This is a genomic window from Maribacter cobaltidurans (genome assembly GCF_002269385.1).
Classification (GTDB): Bacteria; Bacteroidota; Bacteroidia; order Flavobacteriales; family Flavobacteriaceae; genus Maribacter; species Maribacter cobaltidurans.
The window spans coordinates 1,972,794-1,996,629 of sequence record NZ_CP022957.1 but is presented as its reverse complement, the minus strand read 5'-3'; the positions used below and the strand labels follow the sequence as shown (position 1 = coordinate 1,996,629).

Below are 23,836 nucleotides of genomic sequence, written 5' to 3'. Positions count from 1 at the left end.
CATTCTTGGAGTTTGGGATTTGGTGCTTGCGGTTTAACCTTATGATGGGTCTACTAAGAAGAGTGGTTGATCGAACTCCACAGGTGAGGAATCGTCCACCAATACCTTTACAATGGTACCTGATACTTCAGATTCGATATCGTTGAACAACTTCATGGCTTCGATCACACAAAGTACGTCCCCGGCAGCGATTTTGTCGCCCACCTCTACAAAAGCAGGCTTGTCCGGAGATGGCTTTCTGTAGAAGGTTCCAATGATCGGTGACTTGATCGTGATGTATTTGGAATCGTCCTCTTTATTGTCCGCTTCCTTGGCCGGTGCCGCAGGGGCAGCAGGTGCCTCTTGCTGTACTGGAGCGGCCGCAGGTGTCACGGGCGCTTGGGCCATGGGAATAGATTGTACAAAGGTAGTCTCGCCACTACCTGAGCTACCTGTACGGATGGTGATCTTGATATCATCCGTCTCCAATTTTACTTCACTAGCTCCAGATTTGGCTACGAACTTAATAAGGCTTTGAATTTCTTTAATATCCATAAGAATAAATTAATATTAGTTGGTCTTCCTAATTAATAGGCCCACTTTAAATAAATGGACCCCCATGTAAATCCGCCTCCAAAGGCGGCAAAAACTAGATTATCTCCTTTTTTCAATTTGTCCTCGTAATCGCTTAGCAACAAGGGCAGGGTAGCCGAAGTGGTATTCCCGTACCGTTGAATGTTCATGAGCACCTTGGATTGATCCAGGCCCATTCTATTTGCGGTTGCGTCGATGATACGTTTATTGGCCTGATGCGGTACCAACCAGGATACATCGGTATCGCTAAGGTTGTTTCTCTTCATGATGCGTTCCGCAACATCGGCCATATTGGAGACCGCAAACTTGAACACGGTCTTCCCATCCTGAAATATAAAATGTTTTTTGTCCTTTACGGTCTGCTCCGTTGCGGGCATTAGGGAACCTCCCCCTTCCATCCCTAAAAACTGACGGCCTCCGCCATCTGCCCTTAGATATTCATCCTGCAAACCCAAACCTTCGGTATTGGGTTCGAACAAAACGGCACCGGCACCATCCCCAAAGATAATACACGTGGTACGATCTGTATAATCTATAATGGATGACATTTTATCCGCACCGATCAACAAGACCTTTTTATATCGTCCCGATTCAATATAACTGGCTGCCGTGGACATCCCGAACAAAAAGCTGGAACATGCTGCCAACAGGTCATAGGCAAAAGCGTTTACCGCACCTATTTGCGAAGCCACAAAGGCAGCCGTTGATGCCACCATACTGTCAGGCGTTGCCGTTGCTACAATAACCAAATCTATTTCCAAAGGATCTAGATTTCTTTTTTCCATCAATTGCTTGGCGGCCTGTATCGCCAAATAGGAAGATCCTTCCCCTTCTTCTTTTTTTAATACCCTACGTTCCTTGATTCCTGTTCTGGTAGTAATCCACTCGTCATTGGTATCTACCATTTCTTCCAACATTTTATTGGTGAGGACAAATTGGGGAACATAGCCTCCCACAGCGGTTATTGCTGCCGTAATTTTGGTCATATTTTAATTGCTTTCGTGTGAAAAACTTTCAAAAACACGTCAAAAGTTGTGAAAATTAGTGATTTTCGTCGACTTTTTGTGTCAAAACAACCTGTTTTTGAAAAAAATAGTCTTTTTAAACGGAATCGTTTCTTAATACCCTCTTTATCTGTCGCATAAAGAATGATGTAGTTTTTTAGCTAAAAAAAACTCCCGCTTCTTTCGAAGTGGGAGTCATATATGTCTTTTAGAAACAGATTAAGCTTCTACGTCTTCAGTCTTATCAACCAAAACCTGACCTCTGTAATATAGTTTACCTTCGTGCCAGTGAGCTCTGTGGTACAAATGCATTTCTCCAGTGGTAGAATCTGTAGCCAATGTAGGTGCAACCGCTTTGTAATGTGTTCTTCTTTTGTCTCTCCTAGTTTTGGAAATTTTTCTTTTAGGATGTGCCATTTGTAACCTTATTTATCCGTTAATAGTTTTTTTAATTCGTCCCACCTGGGGTCACTTTCGTCATTATTGTTTTTCTTGTCCTTTGGTTGAAGCGCTTGAAGTCTTTCCAAGGCCTCTGATTTTAACGTCCCGTCCTCGATACCTGGATGCACCCTTTTTTGGGGTACCGCCAAAATAATCATTTCGTAGATATACTGTGCCACATTGATCTGATGTTCCCCGTGGGGCAAAATGAGAATTTCATCGTCATCGTCATTGTACTCATCCCCAAACTTTACCACCAAATGCAAATCGCCCTCAATGGGTTGATCGTAGGGTTCACTGGTAATATCGCAATCCACGTTTACACTACCCGATGCCTCAAAGTCAAGCTCCAACATGGTACTTGTCTTGGTCAACACTATGGATAATGTTGCATCTACCTCGTTAAATTCGTCGTAACCAAAAGATTCAAAGAACTTGTTATCGATTTCATACTTAAAGTCGTGCTTTCCCTGTTTCAATCCTGAAAAAGGAATATTAAACTCCTTTTGCTTCATCACGTACAACTCTTAATATTAAATCATTACCTTAAAAGGCGGGTGCAAAGATACTATTATTTTGATAATCGGCAATAGTTATCAACTATTTATCTTGATATCTTTTTTCGCCTTAAAAAATGGGCATTAGCGCTTTACACGCTGCTTCTTTAGCACGTTTTCCGTAAGCTCCAAATACTCCGTTCTGTTCCTGAATATCTTTATCGCCATAAATACGGCCTCTTTAAAGGAGCTGTGGTCTGCTTGGCCCTTACCCGCAATCTCGTAGGCGGTACCGTGATCCGGTGAGGTCCTTACCTTGTCCAGGCCTGCCGTAAAATTGACTCCCTGCCCAAAGGACAAGGTCTTGAACGGAATCAACCCCTGGTCATGATAGGCGGCCAAAACGGCATCAAAATTTTTATAATTGTCCGAGCCAAAAAAACTGTCCGCGGAATAGGGCCCAAAAACCAAATGCCCGTTGTTGGTCATTTCCTGGATGACCGGTTTCAGCACCTCATCGTCCTCCTTACCAATAACCCCATTGTCGCCACTGTGGGGGTTTATTCCCAATAAGGCAATTTTAGGTTTACGGATACCAAAATCCATTTTGAGGGATTTTTCAATGGTGTTCACCTTATCCCGCACCAATCTTGGAATAATGGCCGAAGATACATCCTTAACGGCGACATGGTCGGTCAAGAGCCCTACCTTTAATCCATCAGTAACCATAAACATAAGGCTTTCCCCTTCCAGTTCCTGAGCTAGATAATCGGTATGGCCGGGAAACTTAAAGTCATCGGACTGTATATTGTTTTTATTGATGGGCGCCGTCACCAGCACATCGATATCCCCATTTTTTAAGGCCGCCACCGCTGCCTTTAGGGATTGTAGGGCAAAATCTCCCGCTTCCCTGGTCGCTTCACCAAATTGTATGTTGGGCACCTGCTTCCATACATTCACGATGTTCAATTTTCCATCTACCGCCTTCGATGCCTCGTGGACACCGTTGAACGGAATGGAAATTCCCAACGCCTTTTGCTGCCCGGAAATGGTTTTGTTGGACGCAAAAATGACCGGCGTACAAAAGTCGAACATACGAACGTCCTCAAAAGTCTTCAGTGCCACTTCGCAACCAATACCATTTAAATCGCCAATGGATATACCCAACTTAATATTCCCCTTTTCCTCCATTATATCTGTATCTTTGTAAGCCAATTTTAAACTTCAAAATTACTTAAATAAAACGACACATGTTCACGGGAATCATCGAAACATTAGGCACCGTTACGCAATTGGAAACCAAGGGTGGCAACCTGGATTTAACGATACAGAGCAGCATTACCTCTGAACTCCAAATAGATCAAAGTGTTGCCCATAACGGGGTCTGTTTAACGGTGGTGGGCATCTCCGGGGATGCCTATACGGTCACTGCCATTTCCGAAACCTTGAAAAAAACGAATTTGGGTACCTTAAAAGTGGGCGATTCGGTTAATTTGGAGCGCGCTATGATTATGGGGTCCCGGTTGGACGGCCATATTGTTCAAGGGCATGTGGACCAAACCGGTATCTGCACGAGTGTTAAAGAGGAAAACGGAAGTTGGATTTTTTCTTTTGAATATGACCATGCTACCGGAAACCCGACCATTGAAAAAGGTTCTATCACCATTGATGGCACTAGTCTTACCGTAGTTACTTCAGGAAAAAATACTTTCGATGTAGCGATTATTCCCTACACCTACGAACACACCCGTTTTAATACTTACAAAGCAGGTACAGTTGTGAACCTAGAATTTGATGTGATTGGCAAGTATGTGGCCAAGTTGATGCAGCGTTAAAGGATAAAATTAGTTTTTTATACACTTTGAATACTGTCAATAAGCCCTTAAAAAATGAGTGGCACTGTCCCCTTGAGGGGACTTCAGGGGTGTTCGCGTTTAACTTTTTTTATTTCATAAACGGTTTCTTCAATCTTTAACAATACACTGAACATTTCCTTTTTTATTTCTATATCCGTTACTCTCAAAAAACGAACTCCTTGCTCTTCTAGTTTTAACTGTCGCTTTTGGTCTTCTATAAATTTATTTTCATGGCTATTACCATCAACTTCAATGGCTAGCATTAGTTCGTGACAATAAAAATCCACGATATATTCCAATAAGGGTACTTGCCTGTGAAACTGTACCCCAAACGCCCTATTCTTTATCTTTTGCCACAACAATACCTCTGACAAGGTGCTGTTTTTTCTCAACTGCCTTGCCAGTTCCTTTAATTTTGGGTTATATGGAATTATTTTGTTTTGCACGCATTTAATTTTGTCCCATTGAGGCCACCTTAGAGGTGTCATGTAATCTTTCCTCTATTATTTACACCCCCCTTACCCCCCTCAAGGGGGGAATAATCTTTAATCGTTTATATCCTTTTCACAATTTATTAAAACCAATCCTTGACTTTCAACAGTGATGTGATTCCGCTATTAGGGCTCAGTATGACGGAAAGATTGAGGCTAAAAATTCCGCATTCATATTAGCAAGTAAACCCAAAAACCCAATAGGGCTATACCTTAATAAAAATCTTCCTTTGGTACAGGACATATCCCAAAAAGGCATAAAAGGCTACAACGGTAAGTCCGTATAGCAGCGATGACATTTCTAGGGAAATAGCATCATGGACGTAAATTTTTTGAAACAGATATCCATGAAGGGAGGTTTCGCCTACCCGTATTTGGCCCATGAGCTTAGAAATAAAACTCGATAAAAAATAAATGATAATGGCATTGGCCCCGGCATATCTGAAAATACTCCCGAACTTGATTTGCTTCACGTCGGTTAGGTAATAGATCAAGGCCAAAATCAAATTGGCCCATCCAGCGGTCACCAATACAAAACTACTTGTCCATAAGGCTTTGTTGATTGGGAAAACCAAATCCCATAAATGGCCAATAATCAGAAAGCTCCCGCCTATCCCCATCAATATTGTGGCCTTTTTCTCCTGCTTGGAAACGAGGATCAGCCCCGTAAAGATTCCCAATAATGAACTTACAATGGAGGGAATAGTGCTCAAAAGTCCCTCTGGATCATAATCCGGTTTATAATTATGCGAACCAAAAACCTTTACGTCCAACCAATTGGCAAAATTATTGGGCGCCCTTTCCAATGTGGATGCAATACCCTCAACGGGTATCAAGGTCATCATTAACCAATAGCCGATCAATAAAGCAATTGCAATACCCAATAAAGTCTTCCACTTAAAATTGATGAACAGTATGGAGGCGAAGAAAAAAACCACCCCGATACGCTGTAGTACACCAGGAAAACGGATGTTCTCCCAGGCCTTAAAAAATGGAAATTTGATTATGAAGGCCCCAAGAAACAATCCCAGGCCAATGAGCTTTAAGGTCCGGACGATGATTTTCTTATAGGTATCGGTATTGACTTCCTTGTTCCGGTAGGAAAAAACAATGGAGGTTCCTACGATAAACAGAAAGAAGGGAAATACTAAATCGGTTGGGGTATAGCCGTGCCATTGGGCATGTAGAAATGGAGCATATACATTGGACCACGTTCCAGGAGTATTCACCAATACCATCAATAAAATAGTTGCTCCCCTAAAAATATCTACCGAAAGAATTCTATTTTTCATTTTTTCCGGTTTAAAGGATATTGTCTTTCATTCTATTCCATGCCTTTATCAAAAGGAATCCAGTAACCAACGCAACACCAGATAATATTAGGGCATTGGTCGTTCTGCCATAGATCCAATATCCGGTAGCGAACATAATGGAATATATTAAGGCGATGCCCAACAACATGGCCGTCACCCCTTGCGGCACGCTCCATCTTTCACCTGCTTTTACAATTTGTTCGTTATCCGCTTCGGATTGATCAACCACTTTCTTCCAACCTGGACCTCCCGGTTGTATCTTCTTATAAAAGGAACGTAGGGTCTCATCCGATTCCGGAGACGTCATAAACGTTGCCAAAAGCCAAATGGCGGTAGTTACTACCACAATAAATGGATAATTGGCCCACTCCGGGAATATTCCCGTTTCTGGTGCGAATAACATCGTACCCAACTCTGTCTTGGCCAACAAAATGACCAAAATTCCTGATGCGAACATGGCGGTAATCTCGCTCCACGCATTGATACGCCACCAAAACCAACGAAGGATAAATACGAGTCCGGTACCGGCACCAAACTGAATCAAAAGGTCAAATACCTCAAAAGCGTTCTGAAGCGTTAAGGCAAAAAGTGCACTTACAACCATTAGTACAACCGTAGAAATACGCCCAACGGCTACCATTTGCTTTTCTGTAGCATCCGGATTAATCTGCCTTTTATAAAAGTCAAAAACAATATAGGATGAACCCCAGTTCAATTGTGTAGATATCGTACTCATGTAAGCAGCAATCAAAGAAGCCAAGACTACTCCTAGAAGACCACTAGGAAGTTTGGTGAGCATTGCGGAGTATGCAAGATCATGTCCCAGTTTGTTCTCCGCGACGTTGGGAAAAGCCTCAGCGATGCTTGCAATATCAGGGTATACGACCAAGGAGGCCAACGCCACCAAAATCCATGGCCATGGGCGCAAGGCATAATGCATGATATTGAAAAAGAAGGTGGCCCCTATGGCATGATTTTCGTCCTTGGCCGCCAACATACGCTGTGCGATATAACCACCTCCGCCAGGTTCCGCCCCAGGATACCAAGAGCTCCACCATTGTACCGCAATTGGAATGATGAAAAGGGTGATCAATACTTCGGTATTGTCAAAATCCGGCAGGATATTAAGCTTGCTGGTAACATTTTCATTTTCCATTAAGGCTGCAATTCCTCCAACCTCTGGAATATTGACCAGATAGTAGGCCGCTCCTATAGCGCCGGACATGGCCACAAAGAACAGGAGAAAATCGGTATAGACCACACCCTTAAAACCTCCAAGGGCGCTGAAAATTACGGTGATAAGACCTGCGCCAACAACGGTTTCCCAAGGTTCTAGGCCCAACATAATCCCTCCTATTTTAATAGCAGCCAGAGTCACCGAAGCCATGGTAATGATATTGAACAAGGCCCCCAGGTAAATGGCCCTAAACTTTCGTAAAAAGCTCGCTGGTTTGCCTCCATATCGCATTTCATAAAATTCCAAATCGGTATTTACATTGGATTTACGCCATAGCTTTGCATAGACAAAAACCGTTAGCATTCCTGTAATCAAAAAACACCACCACACCCAGTTTCCCGAAACACCATTGGTCCGGACGATGTCGGTAACCAAATTGGGAGTGTCGGTGGAAAAAGTGGTCGCCACCATGGAAAGGCCCAATAACCACCAAGGCATGGTTCTTCCCGAAAGGAAAAACTCCGAAGAATCTTTTCCTGATTTCTTTGAAACATAAATTCCTATTCCTAAAACGATTGAGAAAAAGACCACTATAAAACTGTAGTCGAGGGTGCTTAATTCCATAATTTGGTTGTTAGTTAGCTTCTAAAGATATAATATTTTAAAATACTTTTGTCATTTGTCCAAAACCTTGGGCTTCTTACCTTTGAGCCATGGAAATTTCTTTAACGTCTTGGATTTTGGCCACGTTGGCCGCATTTGTGATCGGAATGTCCAAGGCAGGAATAAAGGGGATTGCGGTTATCAACGTGACATTCATGGCTTTGGCCTTTGGGGCCAAGGAATCCACGGGCATGGTAGTTCCACTCCTCATTTTGGCAGATATTTTTGCCGTTATCTACTACAACCGACATACGCAGTGGAATTATGTTTTTAAGGTATTGCCTTGGATGGTCCTTGGACTGGTCATTGGGGTTTTCATAGGAAAAGATCTTCCAGAGTCACTTTTTAGGATAGGAATGGCCATTATCATCATCATCACCGTTCTTATGATGTATTGGTGGGACCGAAAAAAGGAAAAGACCGTACCCACACATTGGGCATTTTCCAGCTCCATAGGTACACTTGCAGGGATTACAACCATGGTGGGAAATTTAGCGGGGGCCTTTTCCAATATTTACTTTTTAGCCATGCGATTACCCAAGAATCATTTTATTGGAACTGCAGCTTGGTTATTTCTAATAATAAATGTTTTAAAGCTTCCTTTTCACTTCTTTGTTTGGGAGACCATTACTTGGGAATCCTTAGTGCTCAACTTAAAATTGTTGCCCGGCATTTTCTTGGGCTTCTTCGTCGGCATTCGTATCATTAAATTAATTAATGAGGAGTTTTTTAGGAAGATGATTTTGGTTCTTACGGCCTTAGGTGCATTGTTGATCATGATGGGATAATAAAAAAAAGACCCACCTTACAACAGGTGGGTCCATTTATTCTTCTTAATCTTTTATTCCGTTATTCAGAAGCACCTTCATATAGAGCATTGAATATGAGCTTGTAGGTACCCCGGGGTTGCGCCCTAAACTGAGGTCTAAAAGCAAAGAGGATTACGGATCCTTTCCCATAACCTGCTTTGACCATAGCCGGTTTTTTAGCAATGTATTTATCCTCGCCCATGGCCCATCCGCTCATCAATAAATTTTTAGGGGCGTAGGTGGCAATAACCTCCACTTCTGGAGTTGGGGCATCCTTTATATCCTCAACACCGCCTTCTCCTTTTTTACTCTGCTTGTCGATTGTAAATGCGCGACTCCTATTAAAGGATACCGCTACCGTATCCTGCATTCCAAACGCTAATGGATTGGTGGTATCTATACCCGTTTTAATTAAGGAACCGGGAATGAAGAAATCCTTACTATCGGCACCCTGAGTTGCATCCCTAAGGGGTAATCCAAATTGTTCGATTATGTAATTACTTGCGTCATCAAAGGTCAATAAAGTTCCTCCATTTTTCACGTATTTACTAAGGGCCACGGTACCTTCCAATCCAATACCGCCAGTAAATTTTTCTGGCATATCCAAATTGGAATGTCCGTGTAAAATAGAACTAGGCCGTTGTGCTGGAATGATCAAGGCATCGTACTCCGATAAATCCTTGGTTTGGATATCTCTATCGTGTAACGTGTCCATGGCAAATTCATATTCGTCCATTACAAAACGTGTCCAACCTTCATCCATATTGGAAACCCAAGATTTATAAAGGCCTACTTTTGGCAGGTGTACTTTGGTCAATTCAATTTCTGGTTTATCAGAAAGTCCAAAGAATTCCAATCCATACTTATCCGCCAAATCCTCCACAGAGACCGTACCTCCGGAAACAATATAGGACCCTGCAGGTAACGTGGTTTTTCCAACTTTTAGCGACTCCTTGGTTTTGTACGCGGTGCCTCCAGCCTTCAAAACCTTGTTAGTGGCAAGTACGGATGCGTTGCTATTAGCACTTAAAGCATATCCGAAGGATGCTTTACCCATTACATCTCCATCGTAATATTCTGCAGCTATTGCCACCTTCTCAGTGGAAACATCAAACGACTCTTTTATTTTGTCTACGGCAACTCCCATCTGCATGGGCAAGGTCCAACCCGCTAAATCGTACGGAGTATCCGGTGGTCCTCCTGGATATTGAAAACGTGTTGGGTAGTTTTGTTTTTCCAAAAGGTCCATCAAATAGGGTCTAAAAGCTTGCCCTCCATAAATGATATATGACCCCTTTTCATATTTCTTGTCGCCGATAGTAAAGCTTTTCGTTGCTTTTTCAATTTCAATACCGCCTTTAAGTAACACGTTGACAAGGTTGACCGCCTCAAAAGTGTCCCATTGATCCTTTCCTATCACATAGGCAAAGGGTCCTTCGGTTTTGGCCTTTTCAATGGCCGAAGCTCCCATTTTGTAAATATTGTACAAATAGTTGCTCTTACGGTCAGCGGCAAGATCCAAGGTCGCCCAAGTAGCCGTCAGCATATAATCCACAGCATCCCTAAAGTGCGACTCCCCACCTTTCCAAGGATCTGCGTACATAATATCCGTACCATCCGTTGGAGTTCCCCCTGCAACGGTTTTTGGTAATTTTTCTGGGTCATAAAACCTAGGGGTTGGTGTTGTATGTCCTGTTTCCGTAAGGATACCTATCATATTATGGTAATAGGGGACGGTTCGCCCCCCACCGTTCCAGAACATGGTATAGAAATTATCGGCTATGGCGCCTGGCATGTTCTCCAATGAGAATCTTTTGGACATGGCCGAACCTACCTCACTTACCCCAGCGGTTACTGCTGGATGAATCTTTGGGTTAACCGGGTCCGCATAGGGCGGAATCGAAATCTTGGTCCATGCCGGGGAAGATTGATGGTGGTTGTACACAATCTGTGGATACCATTCATTATAAAGTATTTTGGTCACGTTATAGGTTTCGGGCATGGTGTTCATGAACCAATCCCGATTATTGTCGTGCCCCATGTAATAATGATATAAAATAGGCGGACGAGAGGTCTCATACGCAGTACCCATATTCTTTTTATACCAATCCACAACAATGTCCAATCCGTCCGGATTCATTACAGGCATCAAAATAGTAATGACATTATCGCGAATTCTTTTCATTTCGGTGGTTTCCGAAGTAGCCAAGGTATAGGCAAGCTCGGAAGTCATTTGTCCGTGGGCCAACTCCGTAGAGTGCATGCCTCCATCCACCCATACAATTGCTTTTCCTTCTTCCGAAAGTTGTAAGGCCTCCTCGTCCGAAACCTGAACACGGGCCAATTTGGTACTTATATCTTTCCACTTATCCAGATTCGCCAAGTTTTCTTCGCTTGAAATAAAGAGGACATACATCTTGCGTCCAAGAACGGTCGTTCCTATCTCCTTGATCTGGACACGGTTGGAAGCAGCGGCCAACTTACCCAGATAATCCTCAATTTGTGCATAATCGGCTAGTTTGTAATCATCCCCAACCCGGAAACCGTAGACATCCTTGGGAGAGGGAACTTGCTGTGCCATGGTCTGAAAAACGCATGACATCGTTAATACTACGGTCAGTAACTTGACCACGTATCCGTTAATTTTTGAAGTCATTTTTGAATTAGTTTGATTTTGAGTCAGGAATTTAAGCATTCCTAAGGAGTAAATAAAATTGGAACAAAAAGTATTGGCCTTGGTACCGCTTCTTTTTCTAGGTTGATAATTCTGGGGCACTTTTTTTATCAAATACCTGAGATGAATTTAGGTTGGTTCCAAAAGGGATAAAGAATAACATCCTATTCCTGAAATTCTTAGTTTTAAAATAGCACTATTTTTTATTTCTTAATTTTTTGTCCCACCAAACATATGCCCCAAAAGCAACCAAACTCACCAAAGAGCCCCAAAGCAAGCCTGTTTTTAATCCCTCCGTGGAACCCCCAAAATAGGCAATGAACAGGGTCAAAGGTGCAATGCCCACCAAAGTAGCCCCAATAAACTTCCAATACCCCATTTGGAGCAGTCCCCCAACGAAACTTATGGCGTCATTGGACAAGAAAGGATTGAGTCGGGTTACGATCACCGCCCAAAACCCATAATCGTCCAAAAAGTCCTCTACTCTCTTTTCAGACTTTTCCCCTATAATTTTCTTCACAATAGAATCGCCAAAATAATCCCCTATCACATATCCCACGGAGGATGCGGCGAACACCGAGGCAAAAACAATTACACTTCCCCAAATGGGACCATAGGCCAAAATGGCAACAACCATTAATAACACCGAAGGAATGATGAGCAAGAACATTTGTGCGATCATGGCCAACACAAGGACTACGGGGCCCATCCATCCAAATCCACTGACCCACGATTCTATGCGTTTCTCATCGTCGCTTGTTAGTACGTTCCAAGCTTCATTCATAAAGGATTGTACCTCTGGAAAAATGAAATAAGAAACAAGAATTGCCCCTACTAGAAATAGGGAGATGACCAAGGGCAGTTTACTCTTTTGGGGTTTGGATGTTTTTTTATCTCGATTTGACATATAGTTTTTCTCCGATTTTCGCAGTATGGTATCATACCATAATACTTCCAATGCCTTAAAATATAATGCTTTTTAAAATTGAATCTTGACCCGATACTTAATACTTGATGTTTAAAAAAATAGTTCCTTATAAACATCTAGAAGAAAATTCTTGAAACCCCTCTCTTTTTTATGAAGTCTTTATGCGTCGCTCACCAAAGCCGCCATAATTAATTGGCAAACCTTTTTAGTCCCTGATACCTTTTAATTCTTTTGGACCCTATAGGTGATTCTACGATTGGTGATTACAGTTCTAACATTTATGGTTAGTAAGGCCGCATTGGAAGTAACGGGAGCACAGCTTGTGGTTGAGTTGGACAAAATCGCCCGATACAAATAGCCGTTTTGAGGGTGTTCGGTATTGTTGACAGTAAGAGTAGCCGTCTGGGTTCCAGAGTAATCAGTTCCGTCAAAAATATCTCCATATGTAGAACCCCCATCGGTACTTACCTGCCATTGAAAGGTATCCGCATTGCTAGCATCTACTTCAAAAACAGCATTCGCTCCTTCCAGCACCGTCTGGTCCAATGGTTGGCTGTTTATGGTAACGAGAGGGTCGCCCCCAATGGTATAAGTACCTAGATAGGTCGGGCATTCGCCGTTACCCCATCTTACCCAGAGAATATAGGTGCCCGCGGCTAGTCCTGAATAGGTTGTTGAACCACTATTGTCATTTAAAAAGGCACCAGTACCGTATCTACCTTGATCATCTATACTAAACGAAATTCCTGTTCGGTTCGGGTGGTCAGGGAAGGTAAACGTAATTTCGCCATTGTCCAGGTCACAGGTCGTATCGGTAGTACTAACGGTTGCCGTTGGATTGGACTCTACCTTTACCCTAACAGTGTCAGTATCTTGACATCCGTTTTGATCTGTAACCGTTACCGTGTAATCTACATTAACATCCATATTTGGGTTTCCTGGAGGTGTTACGGTAATACTGGGAGTGGTTTCACCGGTACTCCATAGATAAGTATAGCCCGGAGCTCCTCCTGTGGCTGTAGCCGTAAGCGTAGCGGCCTCCCCGTCACAGATTTGTTGGTTGACACCTGCATTTGCAACCGGTTGATCAACGGTTAAAGTGACGGTGTTCGAGGTCTTTCCCCCACAAACGTAAGCGGTATGCAATACCTGTACGCGATATTGATTTCCATTGTCCGTTAATTGGGCATTGGTGATGGTAAGCGTTGCCGTGGATGTACCACTATGAATTCCCGTATCGGTAAGGTCATCCCAGGTAGAACCATTGAAAAGTTGCCATTGGTAGGTATCCGTATCTGATGCCGTGACCGAAAAAGAGGTATCTCCATTTAAGCAAGTATTTGTATCCGTGGGCTGAACTGTAATTGCAGGTGCCACATTAGCTTCCTTGTAATCATAAATGGTATTTGAATCTCCGTCAGCTGGCGTTGGATATGTTGCGGCCACTACGGTTCCGTCAGTATTTACGCTTGGGGTTCCTGAACCGTACATGCCATTATCATCACTATCGGCATTTATATCATTATAAGCCTCATCAGAATCGTTACAACCATCGGCATCAGCATCCAATTCTACCGAATCTATATTTCCATCATTATCAGAATCCCCTACCGTATAGTTTACAGTACCATCATTAGGGTTAGCCTGTACCGTATTAGGTACACCATCGGTTCCAACAGCTCCATTAACAACCCCATTTGTATGTGTTTGCGTATGGTTTGCTTCAACAGCATCATAAATGCCATCATTATCACTATCTAAGTCAAATCGGTTTAAAATACCATCACCATCCGTATCACATTCTTCACTAAACCTTAATATGCCGTTCATATTGGTAGGTCCGGTTATGAACTGTCCAATACTTATCGTATTGGCTCCGGAAGGATTCCAGGGAACGGTTGATGGTGGCGTATCCAAGGTCAGATTTACTAAAGGCCCGCCGGAAGATTGTACGCCGTACAATTCAAGATGACCATCAGAATCTATGGTTACCCGTAATACGGGGGTTTCAATTGAACCGGTCATTGACCACAATTGCGGCACACCACCTTGTCCATAGGTAAAGCCCGTATCAAAACGTGCAAAATTTCCAGGTGCACCAGGTTGAAATTGAAATTCTGTAGCTATATCGGCACCATTAATTGTAAGGTTAAAGGAATTGTCAATAGAAATAAAATCAATATACAATTTCCCTCTGCCATTTGTCGCTGTGTTCGTTACCGTAGTGCCGTTTGTTGAAGTAAAAGCTTGTGTTACTAAAGGTATAAATGGACATTCTTCCCAATCTAAAATTCCATCATTGTCATTATCCAAATCAACCTCGTCTCCAATACCATCTCCATCCGTATCTTGTGAATAGGACGAGGAACATATTAAAAAACTAAAAATCACCAATAAAATTAGCTGGTTCTTAAAAGTCACCCCAAATGCATTAGAATTTAAGCTTTAAAAGTATCCACGAACGTTGGCATACGCCAATCTATGTTGTGTAATTACAGAAACCCGATGTAAAATGGTTATTGACAATATTGTAAGTGAATCGTTTTGGTTTCTAATTCTCTGTTTAAAAGAGTTTTTCAATTTTCGAATAAAGCGTATGAGAACATAAACAACAAAAAGAAGGTCCTTAAATAAGGTTTTGAAACTAAGTATCATCCAAATTTTTACAACCCATTTTAATTTTTAGTAGCTTGTAATACCTAAAAACTTTTTTATGAAACCCTCCATTTATTTGGTTTTATTTCTTGTCTTCTTGGTGCAAGGTTGCAACCATCAAAAACCGGAAGAAACCACTACTAAAACAAGGCCCAATATCATCTATATCCTAGCCGATGATTTGGGCTATGGCGAGCTAGGCGTCTATGGACAGGAAAAAATAGAAACCCCGAATATCGATGCCTTGGCCCATAACGGAATGCTTTTTACACAGCACTATACCAGTGCCCCCGTATGTGCCCCGGCCCGGTACATGTTATTGACCGGAAAGCATGCTGGGCATGCCTATATTCGAGGTAACGATGAATGGAGCGACCGTGGCGATGTTTGGAACTACAGAGCGATGGCCCATGATTCTACCTTGGAAGGGCAACGGCCAATTCCCTCCAATACCGTTTTACTTCCCCAAAAACTCAAGGAGCAGGGATATTCCACAGGAATGATAGGGAAGTGGGGGCTGGGCGCTCCACATACGGAATCCATTCCTACCAAGATGGGGTTCGATTTTTTCTATGGTTACAACTGTCAGCGTCAGGCCCACACTTATTATCCTCTCCATCTCTACCACAATGAAAACAGGGTACATTTACAGAACGATACCATTGCACCATCCACCAGATTTCCGGAGGGAACAAACCCCAATGACCCCGCAAGCTATGCAGATTATACCCTAAAGGACTACGCCCCGGATTTGATGTTCGCACAAATGATCAATTTTATTTCCGAGCAGCAAAAGGACCCGTTCTTTTTCTATTGGGCCACGCCCATACCCCACAATGCAATCCAGGCCCCTCAGCGTTGGGTAGACTATTATACAGAAAAGTTTGGACCGGAAGAACCCTATTTGGGAGACAAGGGCTACTTTCCACACCAAAATCCGCACGCAGGCTATGCTGCCATGATTTCCTATTTGGATGAGAACGTGGGCAAATTAATTGCCCACCTTAAAAAGGAAGGACTCTATGAAAACACCTTAATACTATTTAGCTCCGATAACGGGGTGACCTTTACCGGAGGTACCGATGGTGAATTTTTCAATAGCTCCGGACCTTTTGGGGAGGAACGTGGTAAAGGCAAGGGGTTTGTATATGAAGGCGGAATTCGTGTGCCGATGATTGCCAGTTGGCCCGGCCATATTGCGCCCGGCTCAAAAACCGACCATATATCTGCTCAGTATGATGTGATGGCCACCTTGTCAGATTTAATCGGCTTTGAAAAGCCCGTGGACTCAGATGGTATCAGCTTTTTGCCTACCCTATTGCAGCAAGAAAATCAAAAGGAACACGAATTTCTGTTTTGGGAATTTCCGGAATACGGTGGACAGGTCGCCATACGTATGGGTGATTGGAAAGTGGTCCGTCAACATTTAAAGGATGACGAAGAACCTACCTTGGAACTTTATAACCTAGCAACCGACTCCGCAGAAACCCAAAATGTTGCTTCTCAACATCCGGAAATTTTGGAAAAGGCCGCTGCTATTTTTGCGGCTGAGCATATGGATGCGGAAACCGAACGCTTTCGAATTCCCTTGATTGAGAAGGGCTTGTTGGGTACCCGATAATATCGCTGCGGAAAAGACCCGGCCAATACTTGGATATAGATAAAATATACTGCCCAATTCTTGTTAAGGATTTTATAAATAGCGTATTTCAACCAATAAACAACCCTTTTTACCGATGGCGATAGCTTCATTGGACTAAGAGGACGTAACTATTAAGAACCGGGTTCATAAAGGCCATTAGCTAGGTCAACGTTCTTTTTATAATTCATAATTCTTTTTAAGATGAAAGCAAAACAGATATTGTCCATCCTTACCATACTAACCATCTGTTTGTTTACCAACGCCCAAGAAAAACCACTTTGCATTTATGATGAATGTGGTTTTGAACCCGGGCAAAACGTGTACCTTTTTGGCGACCAGGTACAGCTCAGGGAAGCCCCCACACTAAAGTCCAAGGTTTTGAAACGGTTGCCTATCGGTACGCGATTGGTAGTCCGGGAAAAACATGAAAATTCTTGGCCCTATAAAGGGGTGGAACACCACTTTTACAAAGTAGCCTATAATAACATGGAAGGTTATGTGCTAGGCGGACTCATTGCCCTGGAAAAAAAGACAATCAATACTATAGTGCATCTCTTTGGCTACAGCAGAACGGGTGATGAGGATTATCTCTTGATACGTTCCCTGAAGGACGATGGCAGTTTTACCGAAAAATCGACCCGGTTGGCCAATGGCCAGTTCTATTTAAGTGCTTTGGGAAGCAAGGGGCTACCGAATATTGAGGGAATCCTTTTTGTGGATTATCTGGCCGAAGCCTGCGGGGTCGAGGGAGGCGGCATTTACCTTTTTCAACAAGAAGGCGCTCTGCACCAAGTTGCCCGACTTTCGCAAGTTTCCGATGCAGGAGTATATTATTTTTGGGAGGAGTTCATCTTCCCCGATGACCAATATGGTGTGCCCGGAAAAATCCGTTATAAAAAGGAAATGGGCGAAAACCTGGATGAAGAATCCCATTGGAAAAAGACTAGCAAAGAGAGCAAAATACTGGTTTGGAACAATCTTAATCTGGAGCTGGCGCAGCGATAAAATCAATAATTTTAATCTAAACCTGTCACCATGAGTGGCAGGTTTTTGTTTTGTAATACTACGGTCTATTCGTCACTTCGAGTGAATTTTCGAGGTACGAGAAAATTTGTATTGAGAAGCATTCGGGTAAACAAGGGTTCTCGATACAACGTCTCTTACAGGACGCCACTCGAACTGACATTTGATTTTTTAATGGCAGATTTCCTCCTATTAATTTGTACCTCTTTTCCGTCACTTCAAGTGAATTTTTGAGGTACGAGAAAATTCGTATCGAGAAGCTCTCGGACCCAAAAAGAGTCTGCCCTGAGCGAAGGCGATGGGTTCTCGATACAACGTCTCTTTCAGGACGCCACTCGAACTGACATTTGCTTTTTTAATGGCAGATTTCCTTGTATTATTTCGTATTTTGTTTAAGTGAAAATATACTTTGTTTACATTCTTGAGTGTTCCGATGGGACTTATTATACGGGAATTACATCCGATTTAGAAAAACGTTTGGAATCACACCAAAGTGGAAAACACAAGGATAGTTACACATCTTCAAGACTACCTGTCAATCTAGCTTATTTTTGTGAATTTACGGAAGCCACAATGGCCATTCAGACGGAAAAACAGATTAAAAAATGGTCCAAAGCCAAAAAGAAGGCTTTAATCCTTGGTGCGTTTGAAAACCTACCGAACCTTGCCAAGAAAAAATTCATATAAACCATTTGTCACTTCGAGTGTTTTCAAAAGAACGGTAGTGAAGTTGAAAATGTATCGAGAAGCATTCAGGCCAAAAGAGTCTACGCTGAGCAAAGGCAATGGGTTCTCGATACAGCGTCTCTTTCGGGACGCCACCCGAACTGACAATCGGAGAAACACCCTTCAGTACTTAGAGAAGAAGGCTCTTGTGGATTTCTCGTCGTCCCGATAGCAATCGGTCCTCTGTCGAAATGACTAAAGTGAACCAAAAGTCATTTCGAACCGAAACAGAGTGGAGCGTGAGAAATCTAAAATTCCAACCTTAACATTTTGAAACCTTTTTTCGGTAATGGAAAAAGTATCAAATTCAGACCCTCCCCATTTCACTAAAGTGAAACACCCCTCCCTAACTAGGGAGGGGAGCTTTTTTGTGGTAAGAAATGGATAGCTCTTCAAAAATTTTCTCAAGGCATAAAAACAACCGGCCTATTTTAGGATAGGTAGCAAATCGGGGAGGCCTTGGAGATGGCCCTTTGAAAATCGCCCAAAAAGTATTCCGATGCAATCGGAAACGGCCTGGGCGATGCGGACCAAGGACTTGCTCGATTTCAAGTATCCTAAAATCAGCCTAGCCTTTTTGGATACTTTTTCGGCGATGGAAAAAGTATCAAAGAACTATCCTCCCGTTTCACCTCCGTGAAACAAAACTTCCCGGACAGAAAAGGTGGCTCTTGTGGATTTCTCGTCGTCCCGATCGGCATCGGGACTCCGTCGAAATGACTAAAGTGAACCAAATGTCATTTCCAACCGAAACAGAGTGGAGCGTGAGAAATCTATAGAAACAAGCCGTTCATTATCCTCTTCAAAGCTACTTCCTATTTCTTTGAAAATTAATCTGTAGCTTTAGGTATAATCATTCTTGGCCTGACATATGATTTCAAAATACGCTTTATTTCTACGTAGTTCCTATGGATTTCTGATTGTACCCTTTTCATTGCTATGCTTTTCCTGCAAAGAAATTCCTAGTGAGAACAAAGACCCTAAAAAAGAACTCCTTATAGCATTGGAAGCTTCATTAGATACCCTTTCCAACGTTTGGTATCCAAGAACCATTGATAGTACCCACGGTGGTTTCTGGTCGGACTTTGATTATAAATGGGATAAGGTTGGAAATCAAAACAAAATGTTGGTGAGTCAGGCACGGCATGTTTGGACCGCCTCCACCTTGGCCCTGTATTACAATGACCCCAAATATCAGCAAATCGCCAAACACGGATATCATTTCTTAAGAGATCATATGTGGGATTCCCAGCACGGTGGTTTCCATACCCTGTTAGGTTTAGAAGGGGATTCCTTAAAACTGCTGTCCACAGGGAAAAGCGCCTATGGGAATTCATTCGCTATTTACGGACTGGCCACATATTACAAGGTCTCAAAGGATACAACAGCTTTGAATTTGGCCAAAAAAACGTTCCATTGGTTGGAGGAACATGCCCATGATCCAGAATATGGAGGCTATTTTGATGTGTTGCAAATGGATGGTTCCTGGATGTTGGATGTTACCGAAAATGACCGTAACTATGACAATTTTATCCGGAAGGACTGGAAGGATCAGAACTCGTCCATACACCTGTTGGAGAGTTTTACAGCATTATATGAGGTATGGCCCGATGCCTTGGTAAAAGAACGGCTGGAGGAACTTTTGGTGTTAATACGGGATACCATCACCACGAAAAAAGGGTACTTAACCCTGCACTTGCGAAGGGATTGGACACCCGTTTCCTTTAAAGATTCTACGGAAAGTGTCCGCAAAGAAAACTTCTTCTTGGACCATGTCTCCTTCGGTCATGATGTGGAAACTGCCTTTTTACTCTTGGAAGCCTCCCACGTGCTGGGCAAGAAAAACGATACGCTTACCATGAAGAAGACAAAAGTCATGGTAGACCATGCCTTGGATTGGGGCTGGGACAATTCAAAAGGTGGGTTTTACGAAGGGGGTTACTATTGGGACGAAACCAAAGCTAGAACTATAGAGGATAGTCGGAAGGTATGGTGGACGCAGGCAGAATGTCTGAACACGCTTTTGCTCATGTCCAAACTATATCCTGAAGAACCTCGTTATTCCGAGTTGTTTGAGAAACAGTGGCGCTATATTAACACATATCTCATAGACCATACTCATAACGGTTGGTTTGACGCCGGTTTGGATACGAGTCCGGAAGCGGAAAAAAGGGCGAAGGCCCAGATTTGGAAGGTAAACTATCACAATGTCAGGTCGTTGATGAACGTCATAAAAATGATGAAGGGCGAATTTGAATTGACCCATTCCTACCAATAAACGCTTTTGGAATCCTCAAAGTTTCCAGCTACCGGCCAAAAGGCTTTTCTTTTTTTGCTAACTTAACGGAAACTAAATGATTATGGCTAGCTATTCACTGAATATCAACGGAACCTCACATGAGGTCAATGTGGCCCAAGGCACCTCTTTACTTTGGGTATTACGGGAACACTTGGGACTTACAGGCACCAAATATAGTTGCGGCAAGACCAAGGTGGCATATTCCTCATTTTCAAACTCAAAAGCTCCCTTTTTATAGGCGTACAATCCGCCAATAAGGGCTATCAAAACCAGTGCCGTTATACTTTTATAGTTCATTTGGAATACTTTCAAGTCCGGTCGACCCTTAAATGTAATCAATTTACCCATAATTTCTATCAAACCCGATTATCCACACAAAGGGTCGTATGGAGTGCATCCACAAAAAGCAAAAGGAATAATTGATACTTTTGCGGCATGGAAAATGAAACATCCAGAATACTCTACAACTACCTGTTGAAGACCGGTATCAGCGAAACAGTTGCCGCCTATCTGAACCTGATTATCCTCATGGCCGTCCTTCTCGTTGTTGCGTGGTTCGTTGATTGGGTCATTTGGAAGATATTACGTGCGCTTTCCATTAGGATAGCAAGACAATCCAAAACCAACTTTGATAATTTTTTGGTAGCGAACAGGGTTCCCAGGTATATGGCCCATATGGCTCCGTTGTTCCTCTTGTTTAAAATGGCACCTGTCGCTTTTATTGATTTTGATTTCGCCCGGGGCATTGCCATGAAGACCTTGCAGGTGCTTTTGGTACTCTTGTCGTTGGCCGTCATAAAACGGGTCTTTAGAAGTATCAATGATTACCTCAAGACCAAACCTCGTTTTAGGGACAAGCCACTCGATAGTTACATACAGGTATTTATGATCTTCGGCTGGTTTGTGGGGATTTTGGCCATTTTAGCCATAATAACCAATGTCCAGGTTTGGAAATTCTTTACCGCCTTGGGTGCCGGATCTGCCATAATATTATTGATTTTCAAGGATTCCATTTTGGGACTTGTAGCAAGCATACAGGTAAGCGCAAATGATATGGTGCGCATAGGTGATTGGATCACCTTTGATAAATATGGGGCGGACGGGGATGTGATAGAGATCAACCTCGCCACGGTCAAGGTGCAGAATTTTGATAAGACGATTACAACCATACCTACGTACGCCTTGATATCGGACTCCTTCAAAAATTGGAGAGGCATGCAGGAATCGGGTGGAAGGCGCATCAAAAGGGCCTTGATCATCAGTCAAAAAAGTATTCGTTTCCTCTCTGATAAAGATGTGGAAACCCTAAAAAAAATCCAATTGATTCAGCCCTACTTGGCGGACAGGAATGAAAAAATAAGGGCCTTCAATATTGAAAATGGCCGGAACAAGGAACTGTCCATCAATGGAAGGAACCTCACTAACATTGGTGTCTTTCGCAAGTATATTACGGACTATTTGGAAAACCACTCTGCCGTGAATAAGGGCATGACCCTGATGGTTAGACAACTGGCTCCTACCCCGCAAGGTATTCCTTTGGAAATCTATGCCTTTAGTGCGGACAAACGCTGGGAAAATTATGAATACGTCATGGCCGATATCTTTGACCACCTGTTGGCGGCCCTTCCCTTTTTTGATCTAAAAGTATTTGAATTTCCTTTGAACCTGACCCAGGAACCCTGATCATCCACAAAAGGCCGGCAATTTGATTTTGAATTTCTTGCCAAGGATTTGTTTCTAAAAAAAGCACCGGCTAATACTATGGTTTTTTTATGATTCTAATGCTCTACTCGTCGCACCTTGAATCCTTTTGGTTGTGGTCAGGATAAACTTCTCGCACAAGGTTTGCTCCACAAAAAACTATCTAGTCTTAAATAAATTTAACTACGCTGAATAAGTGGTTTTAAATCCTCTCATTATCCAACTTACTACATGTAATACGCACTACGATCTGTTGGCCATAAACATGCAAGTCATTTACCGATAGTATCATAAAAATCAATATCTTACCGGAAGCAAACTTTTATTGCAAGTCCATGCCTTTATAATGAAAAAAACAATATTTACAATCCTGGTTGCCATTTCTCCTTTTTTTGGATTTTCGCAGGATGCTACCGTCGTCAACCAGTTTATCAATTCGTTGACAGCAACACAAAAAGCAAAAATTGTTCAAGATTTTGCTTCGGACACAAGAGACGATTGGCACTTTCTGCCCTGGAGTTCCTTTGAGCGACAAGGATTGTCTTTAAAGGAACTAAATCCGGAACAAAAAGCCTTGGTCCATAAGCTGCTTCAATCCTCCCTAAGTGAAACCGGTTATCAGCAGACAACGGAAATCATTGGTTTGGAAAAGGTGCTGGCGGCCAGTTCCGGCGACCCGGTTTATAGGGACCCAGAGCGATACTATATTTCCATTTATGGTAACCCGTCACAGGAAGATGTATGGATGTGGACTTTTGAAGGGCATCATGTTTCACTCCATTTTACCACCGTTGGGGATAGTGTTTCCTATGCACCCCGATTCTTTGGTTCCAATCCTGGTAGGATTATGGAAGGGGAACGGAAGGGATTCAGTCCTTTGGTCCATGAAGAAGATCTGGGGTTACAACTCATCAACATGTTAAGTAATGACCAGAAAAAAATGGCAATATTTAGTACAAAGGCCTATAATGATATTGTAAGCTACAACAAGCCTAGTGCAGAGAAAATTGAATCAGAGGGTATATTGGTCAGCGACCTGACCGATCCACAAAAAAAATTACTGATAAATCTCATCTATGAATATGCCTCAACTATTCCGGCGGAACAAGCTATGAAGCGCATGAGCAACATCCGCAATGAAGAAATGGACGACCTTCTTTTTGCCTGGGCCGGTGCGACCGAATTGGGAAAAGCGCATTATTATCGTATCCAAGGAAAAACTTTTATGATTGAATTTGATAATAGCCAAAATAACGCCAACCATATACATACCGTATGGCGAGATTTTGAGGGGGATTTTGGAAGGGACTTGTTAAAGGAACATTACGCCAATCACCCACACCCGCATTAGTTTTTTTGGTGCT

The 23,836-nt window shown here is 42.7% G+C and carries 21 protein-coding genes; 10 read left to right on the top strand and 11 right to left on the bottom strand.

The features are described from left to right. Positions 1 to 39 precede the first annotated feature (39 nt). From accB to pdxA, 5 genes are all read right to left on the bottom strand, one after another. Complete coding sequence (accB, locus tag CJ263_RS08685) at positions 40 to 534, bottom strand: acetyl-CoA carboxylase biotin carboxyl carrier protein (RefSeq protein WP_094996906.1); 495 nt, start codon at positions 532 to 534, stop codon at positions 40 to 42. A 32-nt stretch (positions 535 to 566) separates the two neighbouring features. Continuing rightward, on the bottom strand, positions 567 to 1,559 hold the full coding sequence (locus CJ263_RS08680; RefSeq protein ID WP_094996905.1) for a beta-ketoacyl-ACP synthase III: 993 nt from the start codon (positions 1,557 to 1,559) through the stop codon (positions 567 to 569). A gap of 237 nt (positions 1,560 to 1,796) precedes the next feature. After that, complete coding sequence (rpmF, locus tag CJ263_RS08675; protein ID WP_094996904.1) at positions 1,797 to 1,994, bottom strand: 50S ribosomal protein L32; 198 nt, start codon at positions 1,992 to 1,994, stop codon at positions 1,797 to 1,799. 8 nt (positions 1,995 to 2,002) lie between these two features. Next, entirely contained in the window at positions 2,003 to 2,533 is a 531-nt protein-coding gene (locus CJ263_RS08670) for a YceD family protein (RefSeq protein WP_094996903.1), read from the bottom strand. Between the two features lie 126 nt (positions 2,534 to 2,659). Next, positions 2,660 to 3,706 (bottom strand): 4-hydroxythreonine-4-phosphate dehydrogenase PdxA, encoded by a 1,047-nt coding sequence (gene pdxA, locus CJ263_RS08665; protein ID WP_094996902.1) that lies wholly within the window; start codon positions 3,704 to 3,706, stop codon positions 2,660 to 2,662. 59 nt (positions 3,707 to 3,765) lie between these two features. On the opposite strand from pdxA, the gene CJ263_RS08660 reads away from it, so the two are divergent. Next, a complete protein-coding gene (locus tag CJ263_RS08660; RefSeq protein ID WP_094996901.1) occupies positions 3,766 to 4,350 on the top strand; it encodes a riboflavin synthase in 585 nt (194 codons plus the stop codon). A gap of 83 nt (positions 4,351 to 4,433) precedes the next feature. Here CJ263_RS08660 and CJ263_RS08655 read toward each other — a convergent pair whose 3' ends face one another. From CJ263_RS08655 to CJ263_RS08645, 3 genes are all read right to left on the bottom strand, one after another. After that, entirely contained in the window at positions 4,434 to 4,817 is a 384-nt protein-coding gene (locus CJ263_RS08655; protein WP_229702394.1) for an endonuclease domain-containing protein, read from the bottom strand. Positions 4,818 to 5,068: 251 nt separating this feature from the next. Then, a complete protein-coding gene (locus CJ263_RS08650) occupies positions 5,069 to 6,154 on the bottom strand; it encodes an acyltransferase family protein (RefSeq protein WP_094996899.1) in 1,086 nt (361 codons plus the stop codon). A gap of 10 nt (positions 6,155 to 6,164) precedes the next feature. Beyond that, entirely contained in the window at positions 6,165 to 7,976 is a 1,812-nt protein-coding gene (locus CJ263_RS08645; protein WP_094996898.1) for a sodium:solute symporter family protein, read from the bottom strand. Between the two features lie 89 nt (positions 7,977 to 8,065). Here CJ263_RS08645 and CJ263_RS08640 point away from each other — a divergent pair, with 89 nt between their 5' ends. Continuing rightward, positions 8,066 to 8,803, top strand: a complete 738-nt coding sequence (locus CJ263_RS08640) for a sulfite exporter TauE/SafE family protein (protein ID WP_094996897.1) — start codon at positions 8,066 to 8,068, stop codon at positions 8,801 to 8,803. 61 nt (positions 8,804 to 8,864) lie between these two features. On the opposite strand, the gene CJ263_RS08635 is transcribed toward CJ263_RS08640, so the two are convergent. The 3 genes from CJ263_RS08635 to CJ263_RS08625 form a co-directional block, all read right to left on the bottom strand. Continuing rightward, entirely contained in the window at positions 8,865 to 11,480 is a 2,616-nt protein-coding gene (locus tag CJ263_RS08635) for a M14 family metallopeptidase (protein ID WP_094999174.1), read from the bottom strand. 214 nt (positions 11,481 to 11,694) lie between these two features. Then, positions 11,695 to 12,405: a TVP38/TMEM64 family protein gene (locus CJ263_RS08630; protein WP_094999173.1), complete on the bottom strand. Its 711-nt coding sequence runs from the start codon at positions 12,403 to 12,405 to the stop codon at positions 11,695 to 11,697. A gap of 243 nt (positions 12,406 to 12,648) precedes the next feature. After that, a complete protein-coding gene (locus CJ263_RS08625; RefSeq protein ID WP_094996896.1) occupies positions 12,649 to 14,847 on the bottom strand; it encodes a hypothetical protein in 2,199 nt (732 codons plus the stop codon). A 292-nt stretch (positions 14,848 to 15,139) separates the two neighbouring features. On the opposite strand from CJ263_RS08625, the gene CJ263_RS08620 reads away from it, so the two are divergent. The 8 genes from CJ263_RS08620 (at position 15,140) to CJ263_RS08585 (ending at position 23,823) form a co-directional block, all read left to right on the top strand. After that, the gene (locus tag CJ263_RS08620) at positions 15,140 to 16,702 is read left to right on the top strand and encodes an arylsulfatase (protein ID WP_094996895.1); all 1,563 of its coding nucleotides are present in this window, start codon (positions 15,140 to 15,142) and stop codon (positions 16,700 to 16,702) included. Positions 16,703 to 16,924: 222 nt separating this feature from the next. Further along, positions 16,925 to 17,728 carry an SH3 domain-containing protein gene (locus tag CJ263_RS08615; RefSeq protein ID WP_094996894.1) on the top strand — a complete coding sequence of 268 codons (804 nt, stop codon included), beginning with the start codon at positions 16,925 to 16,927 and terminating at the stop codon, positions 17,726 to 17,728. Positions 17,729 to 18,142: 414 nt separating this feature from the next. After that, entirely contained in the window at positions 18,143 to 18,433 is a 291-nt protein-coding gene (locus CJ263_RS08610) for a GIY-YIG nuclease family protein (RefSeq protein WP_094996893.1), read from the top strand. Positions 18,434 to 18,971: 538 nt separating this feature from the next. Continuing rightward, positions 18,972 to 19,112, top strand: coding sequence for a hypothetical protein (locus CJ263_RS20925; RefSeq protein WP_158657116.1), 141 nt, complete (start codon positions 18,972 to 18,974; stop codon positions 19,110 to 19,112). A 231-nt stretch (positions 19,113 to 19,343) separates the two neighbouring features. Continuing rightward, positions 19,344 to 20,750, top strand: coding sequence for an AGE family epimerase/isomerase (locus tag CJ263_RS08600; RefSeq protein WP_094996891.1), 1,407 nt, complete (start codon positions 19,344 to 19,346; stop codon positions 20,748 to 20,750). Between the two features lie 76 nt (positions 20,751 to 20,826). Then, positions 20,827 to 21,009, top strand: a complete 183-nt coding sequence (locus CJ263_RS08595; protein ID WP_308423219.1) for a 2Fe-2S iron-sulfur cluster-binding protein — start codon at positions 20,827 to 20,829, stop codon at positions 21,007 to 21,009. Between the two features lie 197 nt (positions 21,010 to 21,206). Continuing rightward, complete coding sequence (locus tag CJ263_RS08590) at positions 21,207 to 22,454, top strand: mechanosensitive ion channel family protein (RefSeq protein WP_094996890.1); 1,248 nt, start codon at positions 21,207 to 21,209, stop codon at positions 22,452 to 22,454. A 364-nt stretch (positions 22,455 to 22,818) separates the two neighbouring features. Then, on the top strand, positions 22,819 to 23,823 hold the full coding sequence (locus CJ263_RS08585; protein ID WP_094996889.1) for a DUF3500 domain-containing protein: 1,005 nt from the start codon (positions 22,819 to 22,821) through the stop codon (positions 23,821 to 23,823). Positions 23,824 to 23,836: the final 13 nt, after the last annotated feature.

Coding starts and splice junctions, on each gene's coding strand:
- accB (WP_094996906.1), bottom strand. CDS start 534: ATGGATATTAAAGAAATTCAAAGCCTTATTAAGTTCGTAGCCAAATCT.
- CJ263_RS08680 (WP_094996905.1), bottom strand. CDS start 1,559: ATGACCAAAATTACGGCAGCAATAACCGCTGTGGGAGGCTATGTTCCC.
- rpmF (WP_094996904.1), bottom strand. CDS start 1,994: ATGGCACATCCTAAAAGAAAAATTTCCAAAACTAGGAGAGACAAAAGA.
- CJ263_RS08670 (WP_094996903.1), bottom strand. CDS start 2,533: ATGAAGCAAAAGGAGTTTAATATTCCTTTTTCAGGATTGAAACAGGGA.
- pdxA (WP_094996902.1), bottom strand. CDS start 3,706: ATGGAGGAAAAGGGGAATATTAAGTTGGGTATATCCATTGGCGATTTA.
- CJ263_RS08660 (WP_094996901.1), top strand. CDS start 3,766: ATGTTCACGGGAATCATCGAAACATTAGGCACCGTTACGCAATTGGAA.
- CJ263_RS08650 (WP_094996899.1), bottom strand. CDS start 6,154: ATGAAAAATAGAATTCTTTCGGTAGATATTTTTAGGGGAGCAACTATT.
- CJ263_RS08645 (WP_094996898.1), bottom strand. CDS start 7,976: ATGGAATTAAGCACCCTCGACTACAGTTTTATAGTGGTCTTTTTCTCA.
- CJ263_RS08640 (WP_094996897.1), top strand. CDS start 8,066: ATGGAAATTTCTTTAACGTCTTGGATTTTGGCCACGTTGGCCGCATTT.
- CJ263_RS08635 (WP_094999174.1), bottom strand. CDS start 11,480: ATGACTTCAAAAATTAACGGATACGTGGTCAAGTTACTGACCGTAGTA.
- CJ263_RS08630 (WP_094999173.1), bottom strand. CDS start 12,405: ATGTCAAATCGAGATAAAAAAACATCCAAACCCCAAAAGAGTAAACTG.
- CJ263_RS08620 (WP_094996895.1), top strand. CDS start 15,140: ATGAAACCCTCCATTTATTTGGTTTTATTTCTTGTCTTCTTGGTGCAA.
- CJ263_RS08615 (WP_094996894.1), top strand. CDS start 16,925: ATGAAAGCAAAACAGATATTGTCCATCCTTACCATACTAACCATCTGT.
- CJ263_RS20925 (WP_158657116.1), top strand. CDS start 18,972: ATGCAATCGGAAACGGCCTGGGCGATGCGGACCAAGGACTTGCTCGAT.
- CJ263_RS08600 (WP_094996891.1), top strand. CDS start 19,344: ATGATTTCAAAATACGCTTTATTTCTACGTAGTTCCTATGGATTTCTG.
- CJ263_RS08595 (WP_308423219.1), top strand. CDS start 20,827: ATGATTATGGCTAGCTATTCACTGAATATCAACGGAACCTCACATGAG.
- CJ263_RS08590 (WP_094996890.1), top strand. CDS start 21,207: ATGGAAAATGAAACATCCAGAATACTCTACAACTACCTGTTGAAGACC.
- CJ263_RS08585 (WP_094996889.1), top strand. CDS start 22,819: ATGAAAAAAACAATATTTACAATCCTGGTTGCCATTTCTCCTTTTTTT.